The organism is Amycolatopsis rifamycinica (assembly GCF_000695625.1).
Taxonomy (GTDB): domain Bacteria; phylum Actinomycetota; class Actinomycetes; order Mycobacteriales; family Pseudonocardiaceae; genus Amycolatopsis; species Amycolatopsis rifamycinica.
This window is the reverse complement of sequence record NZ_JMQI01000042.1, coordinates 1-17,524: the sequence shown is the minus strand read 5'-3', so window position 1 is coordinate 17,524 and position 17,524 is coordinate 1. Positions and strand designations below refer to the sequence as shown.

Sequence of the window (17,524 nt, the reverse complement as noted above, 5' to 3'; positions counted from 1 at the left end):
TTGCGCTGGAGTCCGCTCCAGGTCGTAGCGTCGGGACCATGACCACCGCACAGCACAAGATCGGCTCGGGCTTCGGTGCCACCACCACGGCGGCCGAGGTCCTGGGCGGCATCGACCTGACCGGCAAGCTCGCGATCGTCACCGGCGGCTACTCCGGCATCGGCCTGGAGACCACGCGGGCGCTGGCGGACGCGGGCGCGCACGTCGTCGTCCCGGCCCGGCGCCGCGCGACGGCGGAAGAAGCCTTGCGGGGCTTCGAAAACGTCGAGATCGACGAACTCGACCTCGGTGACCTCGAGAGCGTGCGCGCGTTCGCCGAGCGGTTCCTGGCCTCGGGCCGGGGGATCGACCTGTTCATCGGCAGCGCCGGGATCATGGCGTCGCCGGAAACCCGGGTCGGACCGGGCTGGGAGGCGCAGTTCGCCACCAACCACCTCGGCCACTACGCGCTGGTGAACCGGCTTTGGCCGGCTTTCCGCACCGGAGCCCGCGTGGTTTCGGTGTCCTCGCGCGGCCACCACTACGGCCCGGTGCGCTTCGACGACCTGAACTTCGAGCGGGGCTACGACAAGTGGCTCGCCTACGGCCAGGCGAAGACGGCGAACGTCCTCTTCGCGGTGCACCTCGACAAACTGGCGCGCGACCACGGCATCCGCGCCTTCGCCCTGCACCCGGGCCGGATCCTCACCGACCTCGTGCGCCACCTGGACCGGCAGGAGCTGGTCGACGCGGGCATGGTCGACGAGTCCGGCCGGGTCACCGGAGGCGCGAAGACACCGGAGGAAGGCGCCGCGACGCAGGTCTGGGCGGCGACCTCGCCGCAGCTCGACGGCCTCGGCGGCGTGTACCTCGAGGACTGCGACATCGCCGAGCCCGCGCCCGTCGACGGCACCCGCACCGGCGTCAAGGACTACGCGATCGACCCCGTCCTCGCCGAGCGGTTGTGGACGGTTTCGGCCGAGCTCACCGGCGTGAACGCCTTCTAGAGCTTCTCGACTTCGCGCACCAGCAGGTCGATCTCGTCCTCGGTGTTGTAGTAGTGCACCGACGCCCGGACCATCTCCGGCAGCGCCCGCGCGGTGAAGTCGTACTGCGCCGAGGTGCGGACCGACACCGACGTGTTGATGTTCGCCTTCGCGAGCCGCGCCTTGATCTCCGCGGCGGGCGTGCCGTCGACGCTGAACGTGACGATGCCGCACTTGCGCGCGCCGGCGTCGTGGACGCGCGCGCCGGCTTCACTCAGCCGGTTTCGCAGCGTCGCCGCCAGCGACGCGACGCGCTCTTCGATCGACGGCAAGCCCCACTCGAGGGCGTAGTCGATCGCGGCGCCGAGGCCGCACACCGCGGCGAAGTCGCGCTCCCACACCTCGAACCGCTTGGCCGTCGGGTCGACGACGTACTCCGTCGGTGACTCCCAGCTGGCCGAGTGCAGGTCGAGCATCGCCGGCTCGAGCCGCTCGCGCAGGCGCGGGTGCACGTAGAGGAATCCCGTGCCACGCGGGCCGCGCAGGTACTTGCGGCCCGTTCCCGACAGCGCATCGCACTTCAGGCGCGAGACGTCGAGGTCGAGCTGGCCCGCCGACTGGCACGCGTCCAGCAGGAACGGGATGCCGGCCGCCTCGGCGACCGCGCCGATCTCCTCGGCCGGGTTCACCAGGCCGCCCTGGGTGGGCACGTGGCTGACGGCGATCAGCTTGACGTCGCCGTCGACGCGCCGCCGCAGCTCTTCGACGTCCAGCTGCCCGGACTCGTCGTCGCCCACCACCTCGACGACCGCGCCAGTGCGCCGCGCGACCTGCAGGAACGCGATCGCGTTGCTGGCGTACTCCGCCCGCGAGGTCAGGATCCGGTCGCCGGGCCCGAACGGCAGCGCGTAGAACACCGCCTGCCACGAGCGGGTCGCGTTGTCGGTGAGCGCGATGTCGTCGGCGCCGGCGCCGAGCAGCCGGGCCACCGACGCGTACACCGCGTCCAGGCGGTCCGCGGCCGCGGCGGCCGCTTCGTACCCGCCGACCAGCGCTTCGTGGCGCAGGTACTCGACGACGGTGTCGGTCACGACGGCCGGGGGCAGCGCCGCGCCCGCGTTGTTGAAGTGGACCACCTCGGCGCAGCCCGGGGTTTCGCGGCGCGCGCGTTCGACGTCGAAGCTCATACGAACTGAATACAGTAGATATCTATTGTATGCAATACTGCCCGCCATGGCCCGCACCCCGCTGCGCAGCGACCTCCTCGAGCAGATCACCGCCCGCGTGCTCGACGGGCGGCTCGCGCCCGGCACCCGCGTCAACGAGGTGCACCTGGCGCGCGAGCTGGGCGTCAGCCGGACGCCGCTGCGGGAGGCGCTGATCGGGCTCGCCGACCGCGGCCTGCTGGTCTCCGCGCCCGGCCGGGGGTTCCTGGTGCCGCCGTTCGACCCGGACGAGGCGCGCCGGCTCTACCCGCTGGTGGCCGAACTCGAAGCCCTCGCCCTGCGCTGGACGTCCCCGCTGGAGCTGGCCGGGTTGCCGGACGCGCTCGACACCGTCGCGGACGAAATGGCGCTCGCCGACGGCGGTGATCTGTCCGCATTGGACGATCGGTGGCACGCGCTGCTGCTGTCCCGCTGCCCGAACCCGCACCTGCTGCGGCTGATCGAGCAGACCAAGCCCCTGCTCAAGCGCTACGAATCGGCGTACTTCGCCCGGCAGGGCCACGCCGGGGAGAGCATCGGCGAGCACCGCCGCATCGCCGCGGCCCTGCGCGACGGCGACGTGGCCGCCGCGTCCGCGGTGCTCGTCGCCAACTGGGTGAAGGCACTGACCTACCTGGGGAAGGACGAAAGATGATCATCGCGCACCTGAGCGACCTGCACCTCGACGGCGGTTCGCGAGCGGAAGACCGGGTCGCCGCCGTGCTGGCCTACCTCGGTGGCTTGGCGCGGCCGGTCGACGCGGTCGTCGTCACCGGCGACATCGCCGACCACGGCGCGGCCGAGGAGTACGCGCGCGCCGCCGAGCTGCTGAAGCACCCGGCGCCGGTGCTGGTGTGCCCGGGCAACCACGACATCCGGGCGGCGTTCCGCACGGGCCTGCTCGACCGGCCGGCGTCCGACGGCCCGATCGACTCGGTGCGGGAGATCGACGGGGTGCTGTTCGCGCTGTGCGACTCGACGATCCCGGGCCGCGGCGCGGGTTTCCTCGCCGACGAGACCCTGGACTGGCTCGACGGCGTCCTTTCCGGCGGCGACGGCCCGGCGCTGGTCGCGTTCCACCACCCGCCGGTCGAGGTCGGCGTCCCGCTGGTGGACGCGATCCGCCAAGCCGGCGAAGACCGGCTGGCCGCGGTGCTGCGGCGGCACCCGCGGGTGACGGCGCTGCTGGCCGGGCACGTGCACACGGGCGCCTCGACGACGTTCGCCGGCGTGCCGCTGCGCATCGCGCCGGCCGTCGTTTCGGGCTCGCTGCTGCCGGTCGAGCCGGGCGCGGACCGCGGCTGGGCCGACGGCGGGCCGCTGGAGTACGACCGCCCGCCCGCGTTGCTGCTGCACGTCCTGCACGACGACGGCCGGGTGACGACCCACCACCGCACGGTCCCGCTCTGACCGAGCGCCACTTTCACGTGAAAGTGGCGCTTTGCCGCGCAAAGCGGCACTTTCACGTGAAAGTGCCCGCCGGGGCCTCAGCCGGTGAAGATCGGGAGGGTGAGGCGGGACGGCCGGGTCGCGTCGTGGAAGACCTCGAAGCGGTTCGGCTTCCCGGTCACCGCGGACGTGACCGGCTCGCCCGTGCCGTGGTTGCGGGCGAACCGCGGGAACGCGCCGCCCGCCACCTGGACCCGCAGCCGGTGGCCGCGGCGGAACCGGTACGCCGTCGGGTCCAGCGTCACTTCCGCCGTCACCACGCCGTCCGCGTCGGGCGTCGGGGAGCCCGGGCGGAGGCGCAGGATCCCGTCGGTCACGTTGCGGGAGACGCCGCCGGCGTCGACGTCGCAGAGGCGCACGTAGACGTCGGCGTGGCCCAGCTCGGTGCGCACGTGGACGGTCGCCGACACCTCGCCGATGACGTCGACGTCCGACGCCAGCGGTTCGCCGGTGAACACCAGGACGTCCGGGCGGGCCTCGACCTCCTGGTTGTCGCGCTGCTTCCACTCGCCGGTCAGCAGCGGGCCGCCGACCGCCGGTGTCGGGTCGGCCGGGTCGTAGGTGAACGTCGTCGGCAGCGCCGGTTCACCGAACGCTTCGCCGAGCCCGCCGATCGGCCGCAGGTGCGCCTCGGTCGCCTGCGACGGCGGCGGCCACGACTCGAAGTCCAGCCACGTCCCGGCGCCCTGCAGGAACAACCGGACCGGGGACCGCTGCAGCTGGGTCCGGTCGCCGAGCAGGTGCGCGCGCAGGAAGCCGAGCTGGTCGCGGATCATCGGGCCCATGCTCGCCGGCTCGCCGTGCGCCCACGGCCCGATCGTGATCCGCGGCGCCTTGCCCGCCTCGGCGAGGGTCCGGAAGTCGCGCAGCTGCCCGCGGACGAACAGGTCGTACCAGCCGGTGACCATCGACACCGGGACGTCGAGCTTCGCGGCTTCGGCGCTGTGGTCGGACATGGCCCAGTAGTCGTCTTCGGGCGCGAAGTGCGCGGTGACGTCCTGGAGGAACGTCACCGGCTTCCCGATCGCGGCGACGTCGGCGCCGCTGATCGGCAGGTGGGCCATCGCCCGGCGGGTCCGGCGCGTCTGCAGCGGGTTCGGCAGCGCGGCGAAGCGTTCCTCCTGGCGGCCGATCATCGCCGACCACGAGACCATGTTGTCCGCCGCGAGCACGCCGCCCGGGTAGAACGTCGAGACGAACTCCGACGCCGTCACGCCGAGGCACATCGCGGCCAGGGGCGGATCGAGGTACGGCCCGACCGCCCACTGCGTGTGCCCGAGGTAGCTGGCCCCGGCCATGCCGATGGTCCCGTCGCACCACGGCTGGGCGCGCAGCCATTCGGCGGTCGCGATCCCGTCCTCGCGTTCGAGGTGGAACGGCCGGAACTCGCCGCCGGAGCCGAACGAGCCGCGGGTGCTCTGGACGACCGTCTGCAGGCCGTGCCGGGCGAAGGTTTCGCCGAACAGCTTCGAGGCCAGGCCCTTGCGCCCGTACGGCGTGCGGATCAGCACGACCGGCGCCGACGTCGTCCCGGCCGGGGCGTACCGGTCGGCGAGCAGCGTGACGCCGTCGGGCATCGGGACGGCGAGGTCCCGTGCCACGAGCGGCTTGGGGCCTTCGGTGCGGGGGAGGCCGAGCAGCTTGTCGACAAGTCGGTCCAGCACGGGCGCCCGCCTTCGGAAGTGGAGTGGATCGTTCCGGATCCGACCGTACCTCAGTTCGCGCGCGCGAGGGTTTCCGGCCGCAGCAGCCTGGCCAGCTCTTCGGCCGGGATCAGGCCCTTTTCGACGACGAGCTCGGCGACCCCGCGCCCGGTGGCCAGTGCCTCCTTCGCGATCTCCGTCGCGGCCGCGTAGCCGATGCTCGGGTTGAGCGCGGTGACGAGGCCGATCGAGTTCTCGACGTACCCGCGCATGACGTCGACGTTCGCGGTGATCCCGGAAACGCACTTCTCCGCGAGGGTCCGGCAGGCCGCGCCCAGGTGCGTGATGCTCTCCGAAAGGGAGTGCAGGATGATCGGCTCGAACGCGTTGAGCTGCAGCTGCCCCGCCTCGGCGGCCATCGTCACGGTGACGTCGTTGCCGATCACCTCGAACGCGACCTGGTTCACCACTTCGGGGATCACCGGGTTGATCTTGCCGGGCATGATCGACGAGCCGGCCTGCACCGGCGGCAGGTTGATCTCGTTCAGCCCGGCGCGCGGGCCGGAAGACAGCAGCCGCAGGTCGTTGCAGCTCTTGGACAGCTTGACCGCGATCCGCTTGAGGACGCCCGAAAGGTGCACGAACGCGCCGCAGTCCTGGGTGGCCTCGACGAGGTCCGCGGCGGTGACGACCGGCAGGCCGGTGCTCTCGCGCAGGTGACGGCACGCGGCCTCGGCGTAGCCGGGCGCGGCGTTGAGGCCGGTGCCGATCGCGGTCGCGCCGAGGTTGATCTCGTGCAGCAGCGCGACGGCTTCGCCCAGCCGCTGCCGGTCCTCGCCGAGCATCACCGCGTAGGTGCCGAACTCCTGCCCCAGCGTCATCGGCACGGCGTCCTGCAGCTGCGTGCGGCCCATCTTCAGCACGTCGTGGAACTCGACGGCCTTGGCCGCGAACGCCTTCTCCAGCACGATCATGGCTTCGGACAGCTGCCGCACCGCGATGATCGTCGCGACGTTGACCGCGGTCGGGTAGGCGTCGTTCGTCGACTGCCCGAGGTTGACGTGCTCGTTGGGGTGCACGACGTGGTAGTCGCCCTTGGCGTGCCCGAGCAGCTCCAGGGCCCGGTTCGCGATGACCTCGTTGGCGTTCATGTTGGTCGACGTCCCGGCGCCGCCCTGGATGACGTCGACGACGAACTCGCCGTGCAGCGCGCCTTCGCGGATCTCCCGGCAGGCGGCCGCGATCGCGTCGGCGATCCCGGGGTCGAGCAGGCCGAGTTCGGCGTTGGCGCGGGCCGCGGCCTCCTTCACCGCGGCCAGCGCCTCGATCAGGTGCGGGTAGGCGGCGAGCGTCGTGCCGGTGATGGGGAAGTTCTCGCGGGCGCGGGCGGTGTGCACGCCCCAGTACGCGTCGGCGGGGACGTCCTTGTCGCCGAGCAGGTCGTGTTCGCGTCGGGTGGTCATACGGTGCTCCCCACAGAGAGGTTTCCGGTGAAACGCAGGTTGTCCGGGCCGGGCGGCACGGCCACCCCGCACAGCCCGAGCAGCGCGGCCAGCACCGGGTACCGCGCCCGGTCGCCGCCGTCGGCGATCTTGACCGCGATCGCGGTGCCGTCCGGCAGTGCGGCGACCTGGACGGCTTCGAAGCCGTCCTTGGCGATCAGCCCGGGCACCGCGCGCATGACGGCGGTGACGTCCCGGCGGCTGCCGCCCACCAGCTCCGGGTGCGTCCGGATCCCGTCGGCGACCAGGTGCTCGGCCGTGCCGGGCGCGGCCGTGGCGATCTTCGACACGGCCGTCGCGAGGCCCCGCAGCGTCGTCGCGAAGAGCGGCGCGCCGCAGCCGTCGACGGCCACCCGGGCGATGGCCCGGCCGGTCAGGTCCTCGACGGTGGCGGCGATCGCGCGCTGCAGCGGGTGGGCGGGGTCGAGGTAGCCCGCCGTGGCCCAGCCGGTGAGCTCGCAGGTCGCGAGCATGGCCGCGTGCTTGCCGGAGCAGTTGTGCGCCAGCCGGGACGGCGCCCGGCCGCCGGCGAGCCAGCTGTCCCGCTCGACCGGGTCGAAGGGGAAGTCCGCCGGGTTGCCCAGCAGGTCGGGGGCGCGTTCGCCGAGGACTTCGAGCGCGGCGTCGAGGTGCATCGGCTCGCCGGAGTGGCTGGCCGCGGCGATCGCGAACCCGGCGGGGGACAGGCGCAGGCCCAGCCGCGCCATCGCGGTGGCCTGCAGCGGCTTCGCCGTCGATCGCGGGTACATCACGGCGTCGGGGTCGCCCGCGGCGAACCGCGTCGAGCCGTCCGGGGCGAGCACCACGGCCGAGCCGTGGTGGACGCCCTCGACCAGCCCGTCGCGGATCAGCTCGACGAGGGGTTCGTGGCTCACACGCCCTCCTCGTCGAACGCGCGCATGTCGATCCGCTTGCGCACGCCGAACCAGCCGGCGACCAGGGCGACGGCGATCGCGGGCAGCGCGAGCAGGGTGATCCGGCCGGTCTCGTCGAAGCCCATCAGCACGACGACGGCGGCGAGGAACACCAGCGTCGCGATCTCCGTGTACGGCGAGAACGGCAGCCGGAACGACGGCCGCTCGATGCCCTCGCGCCGGGTCTTGCGCACGTACAGCAGGTGGCAGAGCACGATGATGGCCCAGGTGGCGAGGATGCCGATGGCGGCGAAGTTCAGCACGATGTCGAAGGCCTCCTTCGGCACCAGGTAGTTGAGCCCGACGCCGAGCACGCAGACGGCCGCGGTGAGCAGGATCCCGCCGTAGGGCACGTGGCTGCGGTTCATCACGCCGGTGAACTTCGGCGCCGAGCCCGCCATCGCCATCGACCGCAGGATCCGGCCGGTCGAGTACAGGCCGGAGTTCAGGCTGGACAGCGCCGCGGTGAGCACCACCAGGTTCATCACGCTGTCGGCCGCGGGCACGCCCAGGTGCGAGAGCACGGTGACGAACGGGCTCTGGTCCTTGGTGTAGGAGCTCCACGGCAGCAGCATCGCCAGCAGGACGACCGAGCCGACGTAGAAGACCAGGATGCGCCACATGATGGAGTTGATCGCCTTCGGCATGATCTTCTCCGGGTGCTCGGTCTCGCCCGCGGCCACGCCGACCAGCTCGACCGAGGCGTAGGCGAACACCACGCCCTGCACGATCAGCACCATCGGCAGCAGCCCGGACGGGAAGATCCCGCCGTGCTCGGCGATCAGCCGCGGGCCGCCCGCGACGCCGTCGATCGGCGTCTGCGTCACCAGCAGGAAGATGCCGATCACCATGAACAGCACGAGCGCGGCGACCTTGACGATGGCGAACCAGAACTCCATCTCGCCGAACAGCTTCACCGACACCATGTTCAGCGTCAGGACGACGGCGAGGGCGACCAGCGCGAGCACCCACTGCGGGATCGGCGAGAAGAACGACCAGAAGTGGGCGTACAGCGCGATCGCCGTGATGTCGGCGATGCCGGTGGTCGACCAGTTGAGGAAGTGCATCCAGCCGGCGACGTACGCGCCCTTCTCGCCCATGAACTCGCGGGCGTAGGAGACGAAGGCGCCGCTGGAGGGCCGGTGCAGGATCAGCTCGCCGAGCGCGCGGACGACGAAGAAGGCGAAGAGCCCGCAGACGCCGTAGACGATCGCCAGCGCCGGGCCGGCCTGGGCGAGCCGCCCGCCCGCGCCGAGGAAGAGGCCGGTGCCGATCGCGCCGCCGATGGCGATCATGTTGACGTGCCGGGGCTTGAGGGCCTTGCGGTAGCCGGCGTCGCCCGCGTCGGTGGTGTCGCCGGTCGTGGCCGGGATGGTCTGTTCGGTCACTGGTCCCCGTTCACGATGCTGGTCAGAGTGGCTTCGACGTGCTGCAGGTGCGCCGTCATGGCCGCGACGGCGGCGCTTTCCGAGCCGTCCGCGATCGCGGTGACGATCTCCCGGTGTTCGGCGTCCGACCGGCGGCGCCGGTCGCCGAGCTGGTTGAGGAAGGCGGACTGGCGGGCGAGCGCGTCCCGGATCTCCTCGATCACCTTCCCGAACACGGGGTTGCCCGAGGCCTGGGCGATGGTGATGTGGAAGAGCGAGTCGAGGGCGACCCAGGCGGTGTTGTCGGTCTCGGCCTCCATCCGGTCGAGCAGGTGGGCGAGCAGGTCGAGGTCGTCCTGGCTCCGCCGCACGGCCGCGTACCCGGCGACGGGGATCTCGACGTGCCGACGCACTTCGATGAGGTCGCGGGCCGAGTAGGGCCCGAAGGTGGGGTTGTCGGCCGGGCCGGTCGCGGTGACGAAGGTGCCCTTGCCGGTCTTCGACTCGGTCATGCCGAGCGCCTGCAGGCCGCGGAGGGCTTCCCGGACCACCGACCGGCTGACCTCGAACTCCCTGCTCAGCGCGGCTTCGGAGGGAAGCTTGCCGCCGACGGCGTACTCGCCGCGTTCGATCGAGGAGCGCAGGTGGGCCAGCACGGCTTCCATGGCGCTCACCCGGCGAGGACCACCTTGTCCGGCTGTCTGGCTGTCAGACAGGTTCATGGCGGGAATGCTCGGTGCCGGTGCTTCCGGTGTCAACGCGAACTCCGGCGGGTGTGCCTCAGCTCACCGCGCCCGAGGCTCCCCGTGACCGCCCGGCAGCACGCTGTGTCGTGATCGTTCCCGCCCGAAGGAGCCGCGCGTCGGTGCTCTCGTCCGGTCCCGCCGAGGGGCAGAATCGAGCCCGGCGAGTGCGGGATAGGGTGGGAGACCCGGGCGCGCCGGTCCGATCCACCTAGGGGAGGTTTTCGCTGGTGTCGAACGATTCTTTCGTCCACCTGCACGTCCACACCGAGTACTCGATGCTCGACGGTGCGGCGAAGATCGCTCCCCTCTTCGCGGAGGCGGCGCGCCTCGGCATGCCCGCGGTCGGCATGACCGACCACGGCAACATGTACGGCGGCGACGAGTTCTACCAGCAGTCCAAGAAGGTGGGCATCAAGCCGATCATCGGCATCGAGGCCTACATCGCGCCGGAGAGCCGGTTCCACAAGAAGCCCGTCTTCTGGGGGCAGGCCAACCAGCGCGGCTCGGACGAGTTCGGTGAAGGCGGCGACGTCTCCGGTGGCGGTGCGTACACGCACATGACCATGCTCGCGTCGAACGCGACCGGCCTGCGGAACCTCTTCAAGCTGTCCTCGCTGGCCAGCATGCAGGGCTACTACCGCAAGCCCCGGATGGACCGCGAGCTCATCGCGGAGAACAGCAGCGGCATCATCGCCACCACCGGCTGCCCCTCCGGCGAGGTGCAGACCCGGCTGCGGCTGGGCCAGCGCGAGGAGGCCATCCAGGCCGCGTCCGACTACAAGGACATCTTCGGCGCGGACAACTTCTTCCTCGAGCTGATGGACCACGGCCTGCCGATCGAGCGCTCGGTCCGCGAAGGCCTGCTGGAGGTCGGCAGGCTGCTCGACCTCAAGCCGATCGCCACCAACGACTCGCACTACGTCACCAAGGACCAGGCGGACACGCACTCGGCGCTGCTGTGCGTCCAGGCGGGCAAGACCCTCAACGACCCGACCCGGTTCAAGTTCGACGGCGACGGCTACTACCTCAAGTCCGCCGCGGAGATGCGCGAGTACTGGGACAAGGAGGTCCCCGGCGCGGCCGACACGACGCTGATGATCGCCGAGCGCGTCGAGTCCTACGAAGAGGTCTACTCGCACAAGGACCGGCTGCCGTTCTTCGAGGTGCCGGAGGGCTACGACCAGGGCAGCTGGCTGCGCGAAGAGGTCCAGCGCGGCCTCAAGTGGCGCTTCCCGGACGGCGTGCCGGACGAGTACTACAACGAGCGCATCGAGATCGAGCTCGACGTCATCATCGGCAAGGGCTTCCCGGCCTACTTCCTCATCGTCGCCGACCTCATCAGCTACGCCCGCCGCGTCGGCATCCGGGTCGGCCCCGGCCGTGGTTCGGCCGCCGGCTCGCTGGTCGCGTACGTCCTCGGTATCACCAACCTGGACCCGATCCCGCAGAAGCTGCTGTTCGAGCGGTTCCTCAACCCCGAGCGCGTCTCGATGCCGGATATCGACATCGACTTCGACGACCGCCGTCGCGGCGAGATGATCCGGTACGCCACCGAAAAGTACGGCGCGGACAAGGTCGCCCAGGTCATCACCTTCGGCACCATTAAAACCAAGGCGGCGATCAAGGACTCCGCCCGCGTCCACTTCGGCCAGCCGGGGTACGCGATCGCGGACAAGATCTCCAAGGCGCTGCCGCCGCCGATCATGGCGAAGGACATCCCGCTCTCGGGCATCGTCGACTCGAAGCACGAGCGCTACGGCGAGGCCGCCGAGGTCCGCGCGCTGGTCGAGACCGACGAAGAGTGCAAGACGATCTTCGAGACCGCCCGTGGCCTCGAAGGCCTGATCCGCAACGCCGGCGTGCACGCCTGCGCGGTCATCATGTCCAGCGAGCCGCTGACCAACGCCATCCCGCTCTGGCAGCGCGACGACGGCTCGATCATCACCGGCTGGGACTACCCGTCGTGCGAGGCCATCGGCCTGCTCAAGATGGACTTCCTCGGCCTGCGCAACCTCACCGTCATCGGTGACGCGATCGACAACATCAAGGCCAACCGCGGGATCGACGTCGACCTCGACACCCTGGGCGTCGACGACCCCGAGACGTACAAGCTGCTCGCCCGCGGCGACACGCTCGGCGTGTTCCAGCTGGACGGCGGCCCCATGCGCGACCTGCTGCGCCGCATGGAGCCCACGGTGTTCGACGACATCGTCGCGGTCGGCGCGCTGTACCGCCCCGGCCCGATGGGCATGAACGCGCACAACGACTACGCCGACCGCAAGAACAACCGGCAGAAGGTCAAGCCGATCCACCCGGAGCTCGACGAGCCGCTGCGGGAGATCCTGGCCGACACCTACGGCCTGATCGTGTACCAAGAGCAGATCATGCACATCGGCCAGAAGGTGGCCGGGTACACGATGGGCCGTGCGGACGTGCTGCGCCGCGCGATGGGCAAGAAGAAGAAGGAAGTCCTCGACAAGGAGTACGAGGGCTTCGAGGCCGGCATGCGGGCCAGTGACCTGCGGCCCGGCGGGTTCTCGCCCGAGGCGATCAAGGCACTCTGGGACACGATCCTCCCGTTCGCCGGCTACGCGTTCAACAAGAGCCACGCGGCCGCGTACGGCCTGATCTCGTACTGGACCGCCTACCTCAAGGCCAACTTCACCGCCGAGTACATGGCGGCCCTGCTCACCTCGGTGGGTGACAACAAGGACAAGTCGGCGGTCTACCTGTCCGAGTGCCGCCGGCTCGGCATCAAGGTGCTGCCGCCGGACGTCAACGAATCGGCCATGCGCTTCGCGGCCGTCGGGGACGACATCCGCTTCGGGCTGGGTGCCGTCCGCAACGTCGGCGCGAACGTCGTCGAGTCGATCATCAAGACCCGCGAGGAGAAGGGCAAGTACGCCTCCTTCACCGACTTCCTCGACAAGTCCGAGCTCGTGGCCTGCAACAAGCGGGTGATCGAGTCGCTGATCAAGGCGGGCGCGTTCGACTCCCTCGGCCACACGCGGCTGTCGATGATCCAGGTCCACGAAGACGCGGTGGAGGCCGTCGTCCCGCTCAAGCGCCAGGAGGCGATGGGCCAGTTCGACCTGTTCGGCTTCGGCGGCGAAGACGGGGAGGCGGCTCCGTCGTCGTCCCCGCTGGCGCACCTGAAGTTCGGCGAGGAGGAGTACCCGCGCAAGCAGCTGCTCGCCTACGAGCGCGAGATGCTCGGCCTGTACGTCTCCGCGCACCCGCTGGACGGGGCCGAGCGGATCCTGCGCAAGCACGCCCCGAAGCCGATCGCCGGGATCCTCGCCGATCCGCCGCGGGAAGGCGAGATCGTCGTCTCCGGGCTGATCACGTCGCTGGAGCGGCGGGTCAACAAGAAGGGCGAGCCCTGGGCGATCTGCACGGTCGAGGACATGGACGCCTCCCTCGAGGTGCTCTTCTTCCCGAAGGCGTACGCGCTCTTCGCGGGTGAGCTGATCGAGGACAACGCGGTCCTGGTCAAGGGCCGGGTGAACTGGCGCGAAGACAAGATGTCGGTCTTCGGCGGCGGCCTGGCCACGCTGGACCTGTCCGAGGTCGGCACGGGCAACGGCGACGACGAGCCGCCACTGGTGCTGCTGGCCGCGGCCGAGAAGATCGACCAGTCGGTGGTCAGCGAGCTGCGGTCCACGCTGCTGGCGCACAAGGGGGAGACCCCGGTGCACCTCAAGCTGGTGGGGAAGAACCAGACGGTCTTCGCGCTGTACGACTACCCGGTCAAGGTCAGTTCGATGCTGATCGGCGAGCTCAAGGGCATCCGGGGCATCACCGCTTCGACGTGACGCTTGCAGGGCGGGATCCGCGCGCACAACGCGCGCGGATCCCGCCTTTCGTGTTTGCTCAGTGGGGTATCCCCGGCCCGTGAACACGCGTGAGGTCCGCCCCTCGATGACGTACGAACCCGATCCCCGCCGCTGGAAAGCGCTCGCCGTCTCGCTCACCGCCGGGTTCATGGGCCTGCTCGACGTCAGCATCGTCAACGTCGCCCTGCCCTCGATGCAGTCCGGTCTGCACGCGAGCAGCGGCGGGATCCGCTGGGTCGTCTCCGGGTACGCCCTGGCGTTCGGCCTGGTCCTGGTCACCGGCGGCCGCCTCGGGGACGCGTTCGGCCGCCGGAACATGTTCCTCGGCGCCCTCGCCGCGTTCGTCCTCACCAGCGCGCTGGCCGGCGCGGCCCCGAACGAGCTCACGCTGGTGCTCGCCCGCCTGGCCCAGGGCGTGGCGGCGGGCATGCTCACCCCGCAGAACACCGGCCTGATCCAGGACCTCTTCCGCGGCGCCGAGCGCGGCCGCGCGTTCGGGATGTTCGGCGCGGTCGTCGGGATCTCGACGGCGGTCGGCCCCATCCTCGGCGGCGCCATCATCGCGCTCTTCGGGGCCGAGGACGGCTGGCGCTGGGTGTTCTACGTCAACGTGCCGATCGGCGTGCTCGCGTTCGCCCTGGCGCTGCGGCTGCTGCCGCGCAGTGAAAAGAAGCAGCTCAAGGTCTCCTCGGAGATCGACTTCGTCGGCATCGCCCTGCTCGCCGTCGCCGTCCTCGGCGTGCTGCTCCCGGTCGTCGACGCCGACCAGGGCGGCCTCGGCGGGCTGTGGTGGCTGTTCCTCGTCGCGCTCGTCTTCGGGGTCGCGTTCGTGCGCTGGGAGCATTCGGTGGTCCGGCGCGGCCGGTCGCCGCTGCTCGACACGCGCCTGTTCACCGGCACCCCCGGCTACGCCGCCGGCGCGGCGGTCGGCGCGCTGTACTTCTGCGGGTTCGCCGGGATCTGGCTGGTCTTCGCGATGTACTTCCAGCAGGGCCTCGGCTACACGCCGCTGCAGTCGGGCCTGTCGGTGACGCCGTTCGCGCTCGGTTCGGCGGTGTCGGCCGCCGTCGCCGGCCGGCTCGTGCCCCGCTTCGGCCGTCGGCTCACCGTCACCGGGCTGACCATGGTCGCCGCCGGCCTGCTGGTCGTCGCGCTGCTCGCCGAGCTGGTCCCGCCGTCGGCGTCCGGGTGGGCGTTCGCGCTGCCGCTGCTGTTCGCGGGGGTGGGCGGCGGCATGGTGATCTCGCCGAACACGACGTTGACGCTGGAGTGCGTGCCGGTGCGGATGGCGGGCGTCGCCGGCGGCGCCCTGCAGACCGGGCAGCGGATCGGCACGGCCATCGGCACCGCCGTGCTCGCGTCGGTCTTCGGCCTGGTCCTCGGCCACGGCTACCCGGTCGCGCTCACCGTCGCGCTCGGCTGCGCGGCCGTCCTGACGTGTGGCGCACTCGCCCTGGCGGTCGCCGAGCTGCGGGCACGGCGGCACCGGGCCGCCGAGGAGGAGCACGAAGCCCGGAAGGCCGCCGCCGACGTCCACCGGAGTTGAGAAACTACTTTCTGCAGATTCGCGATGCTCCATCCGAGTGACGAGCACGGAAAGACACTGGCGCTACGGAGAGCAACCGGGTAGATCTTATGGAGCCTTCACTGCGCGGCTTCGGCTACCGACAGTGGCAATCGGTCGGCCACCCGGGGATGGGGTGACCGGCTTGAGCGATCGAGGCGTCCGGAGTTCGACGGAATGGACACACTCGGTCACCTTCCGACCTCTGGGTGTCGGCGTCCGCGGGGGACCGTCCGGCGCACACGGAAGGGCTGCCCATCGGTGCCCGCCGGCGCGTGACGGCGGCGGGCGGGCCCGGGTGAGGGGGAACCGGGCCCGCTCGTCCTGTTTCCCTCGTGTCGTGCGCGCCGCTACCGTCCCGGTCGTGCTGGGATGATCGCGTCCGTCCGAGGCCGACGCGGGGAGTCCCGATTGACCGAGCAGCCGTCGCGGATCCGGGTCTGGTACCGGCCGATGCGCTCCCGCGACCGCGATGAACACCACCGCGTCGCGACACCCCTGGAACTGCTGTTCGACCTGTGTTTCGTGGTCGCCGTCGGCCAGGCCGCGGCCGCCCTGCACCACGCGCTGGCCGAGGGGCACGCCGCGCACGGCGTGACGTCGTTCGCGATGGTGTTCTTCGCGATCTGGTGGGGCTGGCTGAACTTCAGCTGGTTCGCCTCGGCGTTCGACACCGACGACGTCCCGTACCGGCTGGCCACGCTCGTGCAGATCGCCGGCGGGCTGACCGTGGCGGCGGCGGTGTCGAGCGCGTTCGAAGGCGACTTCCGGCTGATGGTCGCCGGGTACGTCCTGATGCGGCTCGCGCTGGTGTTCCAGTGGCTGCGGGCCGCGCGGTCGGACCCGGGCTGCCGGGCTTCCGCCCTGCGGTACGCGATCGGGATCGCGGCCGCGCAGGTGCTGTGGATCGGCTACCTGTGGCTGCCGGCCGGGCTGCGGGTGCCCGCCTTCGCCGTGTTCGTGGTGCTGGAGATGAGCGTCCCCATCTGGGCCGAGAAGCGCCAGGGCACCACCTGGCACCCGCACCACATCGCCGAGCGGTACGGCCTGTTCACCCTGATCGTGCTCGGCGAGGTGATCCTCGGCGCGACGAACGCGGTCAAGGAGGGCGCCGCGGAGCCGGGCCACACCGGCGCGCTGATCTCGCTGGCCGCGGCCGGCCTGGTGCTCGTGTTCTCGATGTGGTGGCTGTACTTCGACCGGCCGGGACACGCGCGGCTCCTCCGCCGCCCGACCATGTTCACGTCGATGAGCTGGGGCTACGGCCACTACTTCATCTTCGCCTCCGCCGCGGCCGTCGGCGCCGGCCTGGAGGTGGCGGTCGCCCACGATACGGGAACGCTGCACCTCGGCGGGGTGGCGGCGGCGCTGCCGACCACGGTCCCGGTCGCGGTGTTCCTGCTGAGCGTGTGGCTGCTGCACATCGGCCCGACGAACGAGTGCCGCCCGATCGCCATCGGCTTCCCGGTGACGGCGGTGCTCGTCCTGGCGGCGTCGTTCACGCCGGCGCCCATCCACGTCGCCGCCGGGCTCGCGGCCGCGTTGGTCGTCCTGACGGTCGTCGCGACCCACGGGTCGCCGCAGCCGACCTGACGGCGTATCGGTGCAGGTCAGCGGCCTGGCGCGAAAAAAGGGACCCCCCTGTGCGAGGGGGTTTCGGGGGCATGTAAAGTTCTCCAAGTCGCCAGGGAAACCGAGCGGCCGCCGGGAACACGAACCAAGCTCCCACGATCGTGGTAGAGTGGGTGGTCCCGAACCAGGGTGGTATCCCTGGAACAAAGCTTGAAACAAAAGCCGAAGACCAAGGCGCTTGGCGGCGCGGCGGTCCGAAGTGTGTTGCTTGAGAACTCAACAGTGTGCTAGTGAACTAAGCCAGTAGAGCTTATGTATTGAACCTCGTGTGAGGTTCCTTTGAGAGCAAGTATTTGCCTCGATTGAATTCGAAGACATTGTTGGAGAGTTTGATCCTGGCTCAGGACGAACGCTGGCGGCGTGCTTAACACATGCAAGTCGAACGCTGAACCACTTTCGGGTGGGGATGAGTGGCGAACGGGTGAGTAACACGTGGGTAATCTGCCCTGCACTCTGGGATAAGCCTTGGAAACGAGGTCTAATACCGGATATCACAATCTCTCGCATGGGGGGTTGTTGAAAGTTCTGGCGGTGCAGGATGAACCCGCGGCCTATCAGCTTGTTGGTGGGGTAATGGCCTACCAAGGCGACGACGGGTAGCCGGCCTGAGAGGGTGACCGGCCACACTGGGACTGAGACACGGCCCAGACTCCTACGGGAGGCAGCAGTGGGGAATATTGCACAATGGGCGCAAGCCTGAT

General features: G+C 70.5%; 12 protein-coding genes and 1 rRNA gene. 7 read left to right on the top strand and 6 right to left on the bottom strand.

The window, feature by feature from the left end; translation table 11 throughout:
• Positions 1-38: 38 nt before the first annotated feature.
• Positions 39-986 (top strand): SDR family NAD(P)-dependent oxidoreductase, encoded by a 948-nt coding sequence (locus DV20_RS19520; RefSeq protein WP_043782254.1) that lies wholly within the window; start codon positions 39-41, stop codon positions 984-986.
• Here DV20_RS19520 and DV20_RS19515 read toward each other — a convergent pair.
• A complete protein-coding gene (locus DV20_RS19515; RefSeq protein WP_043782253.1) occupies positions 983-2,152 on the bottom strand; it encodes an aminotransferase class V-fold PLP-dependent enzyme in 1,170 nt (389 codons plus the stop codon). The two genes, DV20_RS19520 and DV20_RS19515, sit on opposite strands and share 4 nt — an antisense overlap.
• 46 nt (positions 2,153-2,198) lie before the next feature.
• Here DV20_RS19515 and DV20_RS19510 point away from each other — a divergent pair, with 46 nt between their 5' ends.
• Both DV20_RS19510 and DV20_RS19505 read left to right on the top strand, forming a co-directional pair.
• Positions 2,199-2,825, top strand: a complete 627-nt coding sequence (locus DV20_RS19510; RefSeq protein WP_043782251.1) for a GntR family transcriptional regulator — start codon at positions 2,199-2,201, stop codon at positions 2,823-2,825.
• Positions 2,822-3,580: a metallophosphoesterase gene (locus DV20_RS19505; RefSeq protein ID WP_043782250.1), complete on the top strand. Its 759-nt coding sequence runs from the start codon at positions 2,822-2,824 to the stop codon at positions 3,578-3,580. Before DV20_RS19510 ends, DV20_RS19505 begins: the two co-directional genes overlap by 4 nt.
• Positions 3,581-3,657: 77 nt before the next feature.
• Here the strand turns inward: DV20_RS19505 and DV20_RS19500 are convergent, their stop codons facing one another.
• From DV20_RS19500 to DV20_RS19480, 5 genes are read right to left on the bottom strand one after another with little or no spacing between them, the layout of a single operon-like run.
• Positions 3,658-5,283: a CocE/NonD family hydrolase gene (locus tag DV20_RS19500; protein WP_043782248.1), complete on the bottom strand. Its 1,626-nt coding sequence runs from the start codon at positions 5,281-5,283 to the stop codon at positions 3,658-3,660.
• Between the two features lie 50 nt (positions 5,284-5,333).
• Positions 5,334-6,725 carry an aspartate ammonia-lyase gene (aspA, locus tag DV20_RS19495; RefSeq protein WP_043782246.1) on the bottom strand — a complete coding sequence of 464 codons (1,392 nt, stop codon included), beginning with the start codon at positions 6,723-6,725 and terminating at the stop codon, positions 5,334-5,336.
• Positions 6,722-7,639 (bottom strand): asparaginase, encoded by a 918-nt coding sequence (locus tag DV20_RS19490; RefSeq protein WP_043782244.1) that lies wholly within the window; start codon positions 7,637-7,639, stop codon positions 6,722-6,724. The genes aspA and DV20_RS19490 overlap by 4 nt, the downstream gene beginning before the upstream one ends.
• Entirely contained in the window at positions 7,636-9,066 is a 1,431-nt protein-coding gene (locus DV20_RS19485; protein WP_043782243.1) for an amino acid permease, read from the bottom strand. The genes DV20_RS19490 and DV20_RS19485 overlap by 4 nt, the downstream gene beginning before the upstream one ends.
• Positions 9,063-9,710, bottom strand: coding sequence for a FadR/GntR family transcriptional regulator (locus DV20_RS19480; RefSeq protein ID WP_043782241.1), 648 nt, complete (start codon positions 9,708-9,710; stop codon positions 9,063-9,065). The genes DV20_RS19485 and DV20_RS19480 overlap by 4 nt, the downstream gene beginning before the upstream one ends.
• Before the next feature lie 308 nt (positions 9,711-10,018).
• On the opposite strand from DV20_RS19480, the gene dnaE reads away from it, so the two are divergent.
• From dnaE to DV20_RS19460, 4 genes are all read left to right on the top strand, one after another.
• Positions 10,019-13,606: a DNA polymerase III subunit alpha gene (dnaE, locus tag DV20_RS19475; RefSeq protein ID WP_043782240.1), complete on the top strand. Its 3,588-nt coding sequence runs from the start codon at positions 10,019-10,021 to the stop codon at positions 13,604-13,606.
• A gap of 106 nt (positions 13,607-13,712) precedes the next feature.
• A complete protein-coding gene (locus DV20_RS19470; protein ID WP_043782239.1) occupies positions 13,713-15,173 on the top strand; it encodes an MFS transporter in 1,461 nt (486 codons plus the stop codon).
• Between the two features lie 429 nt (positions 15,174-15,602).
• Positions 15,603-16,784, top strand: coding sequence for a low temperature requirement protein A (locus DV20_RS19465; RefSeq protein WP_043782237.1), 1,182 nt, complete (start codon positions 15,603-15,605; stop codon positions 16,782-16,784).
• Positions 16,785-17,140: 356 nt separating this feature from the next.
• Positions 17,141-17,524, top strand: a 16S ribosomal RNA gene (locus DV20_RS19460); the annotation flags it as partial.

Excerpts from the sequence above, each read along its gene's own strand:
- DV20_RS19520 (WP_043782254.1), top strand. The coding sequence starts at position 39 with ATGACCACCGCACAGCACAAGATCGGCTCGGGCTTCGGTGCCACCACC.
- DV20_RS19515 (WP_043782253.1), bottom strand. The coding sequence starts at position 2,152 with ATGAGCTTCGACGTCGAACGCGCGCGCCGCGAAACCCCGGGCTGCGCC.
- DV20_RS19510 (WP_043782251.1), top strand. The coding sequence starts at position 2,199 with ATGGCCCGCACCCCGCTGCGCAGCGACCTCCTCGAGCAGATCACCGCC.
- DV20_RS19505 (WP_043782250.1), top strand. The coding sequence starts at position 2,822 with ATGATCATCGCGCACCTGAGCGACCTGCACCTCGACGGCGGTTCGCGA.
- aspA (WP_043782246.1), bottom strand. The coding sequence starts at position 6,725 with ATGACCACCCGACGCGAACACGACCTGCTCGGCGACAAGGACGTCCCC.
- DV20_RS19480 (WP_043782241.1), bottom strand. The coding sequence starts at position 9,710 with ATGGAAGCCGTGCTGGCCCACCTGCGCTCCTCGATCGAACGCGGCGAG.
- DV20_RS19470 (WP_043782239.1), top strand. The coding sequence starts at position 13,713 with ATGACGTACGAACCCGATCCCCGCCGCTGGAAAGCGCTCGCCGTCTCG.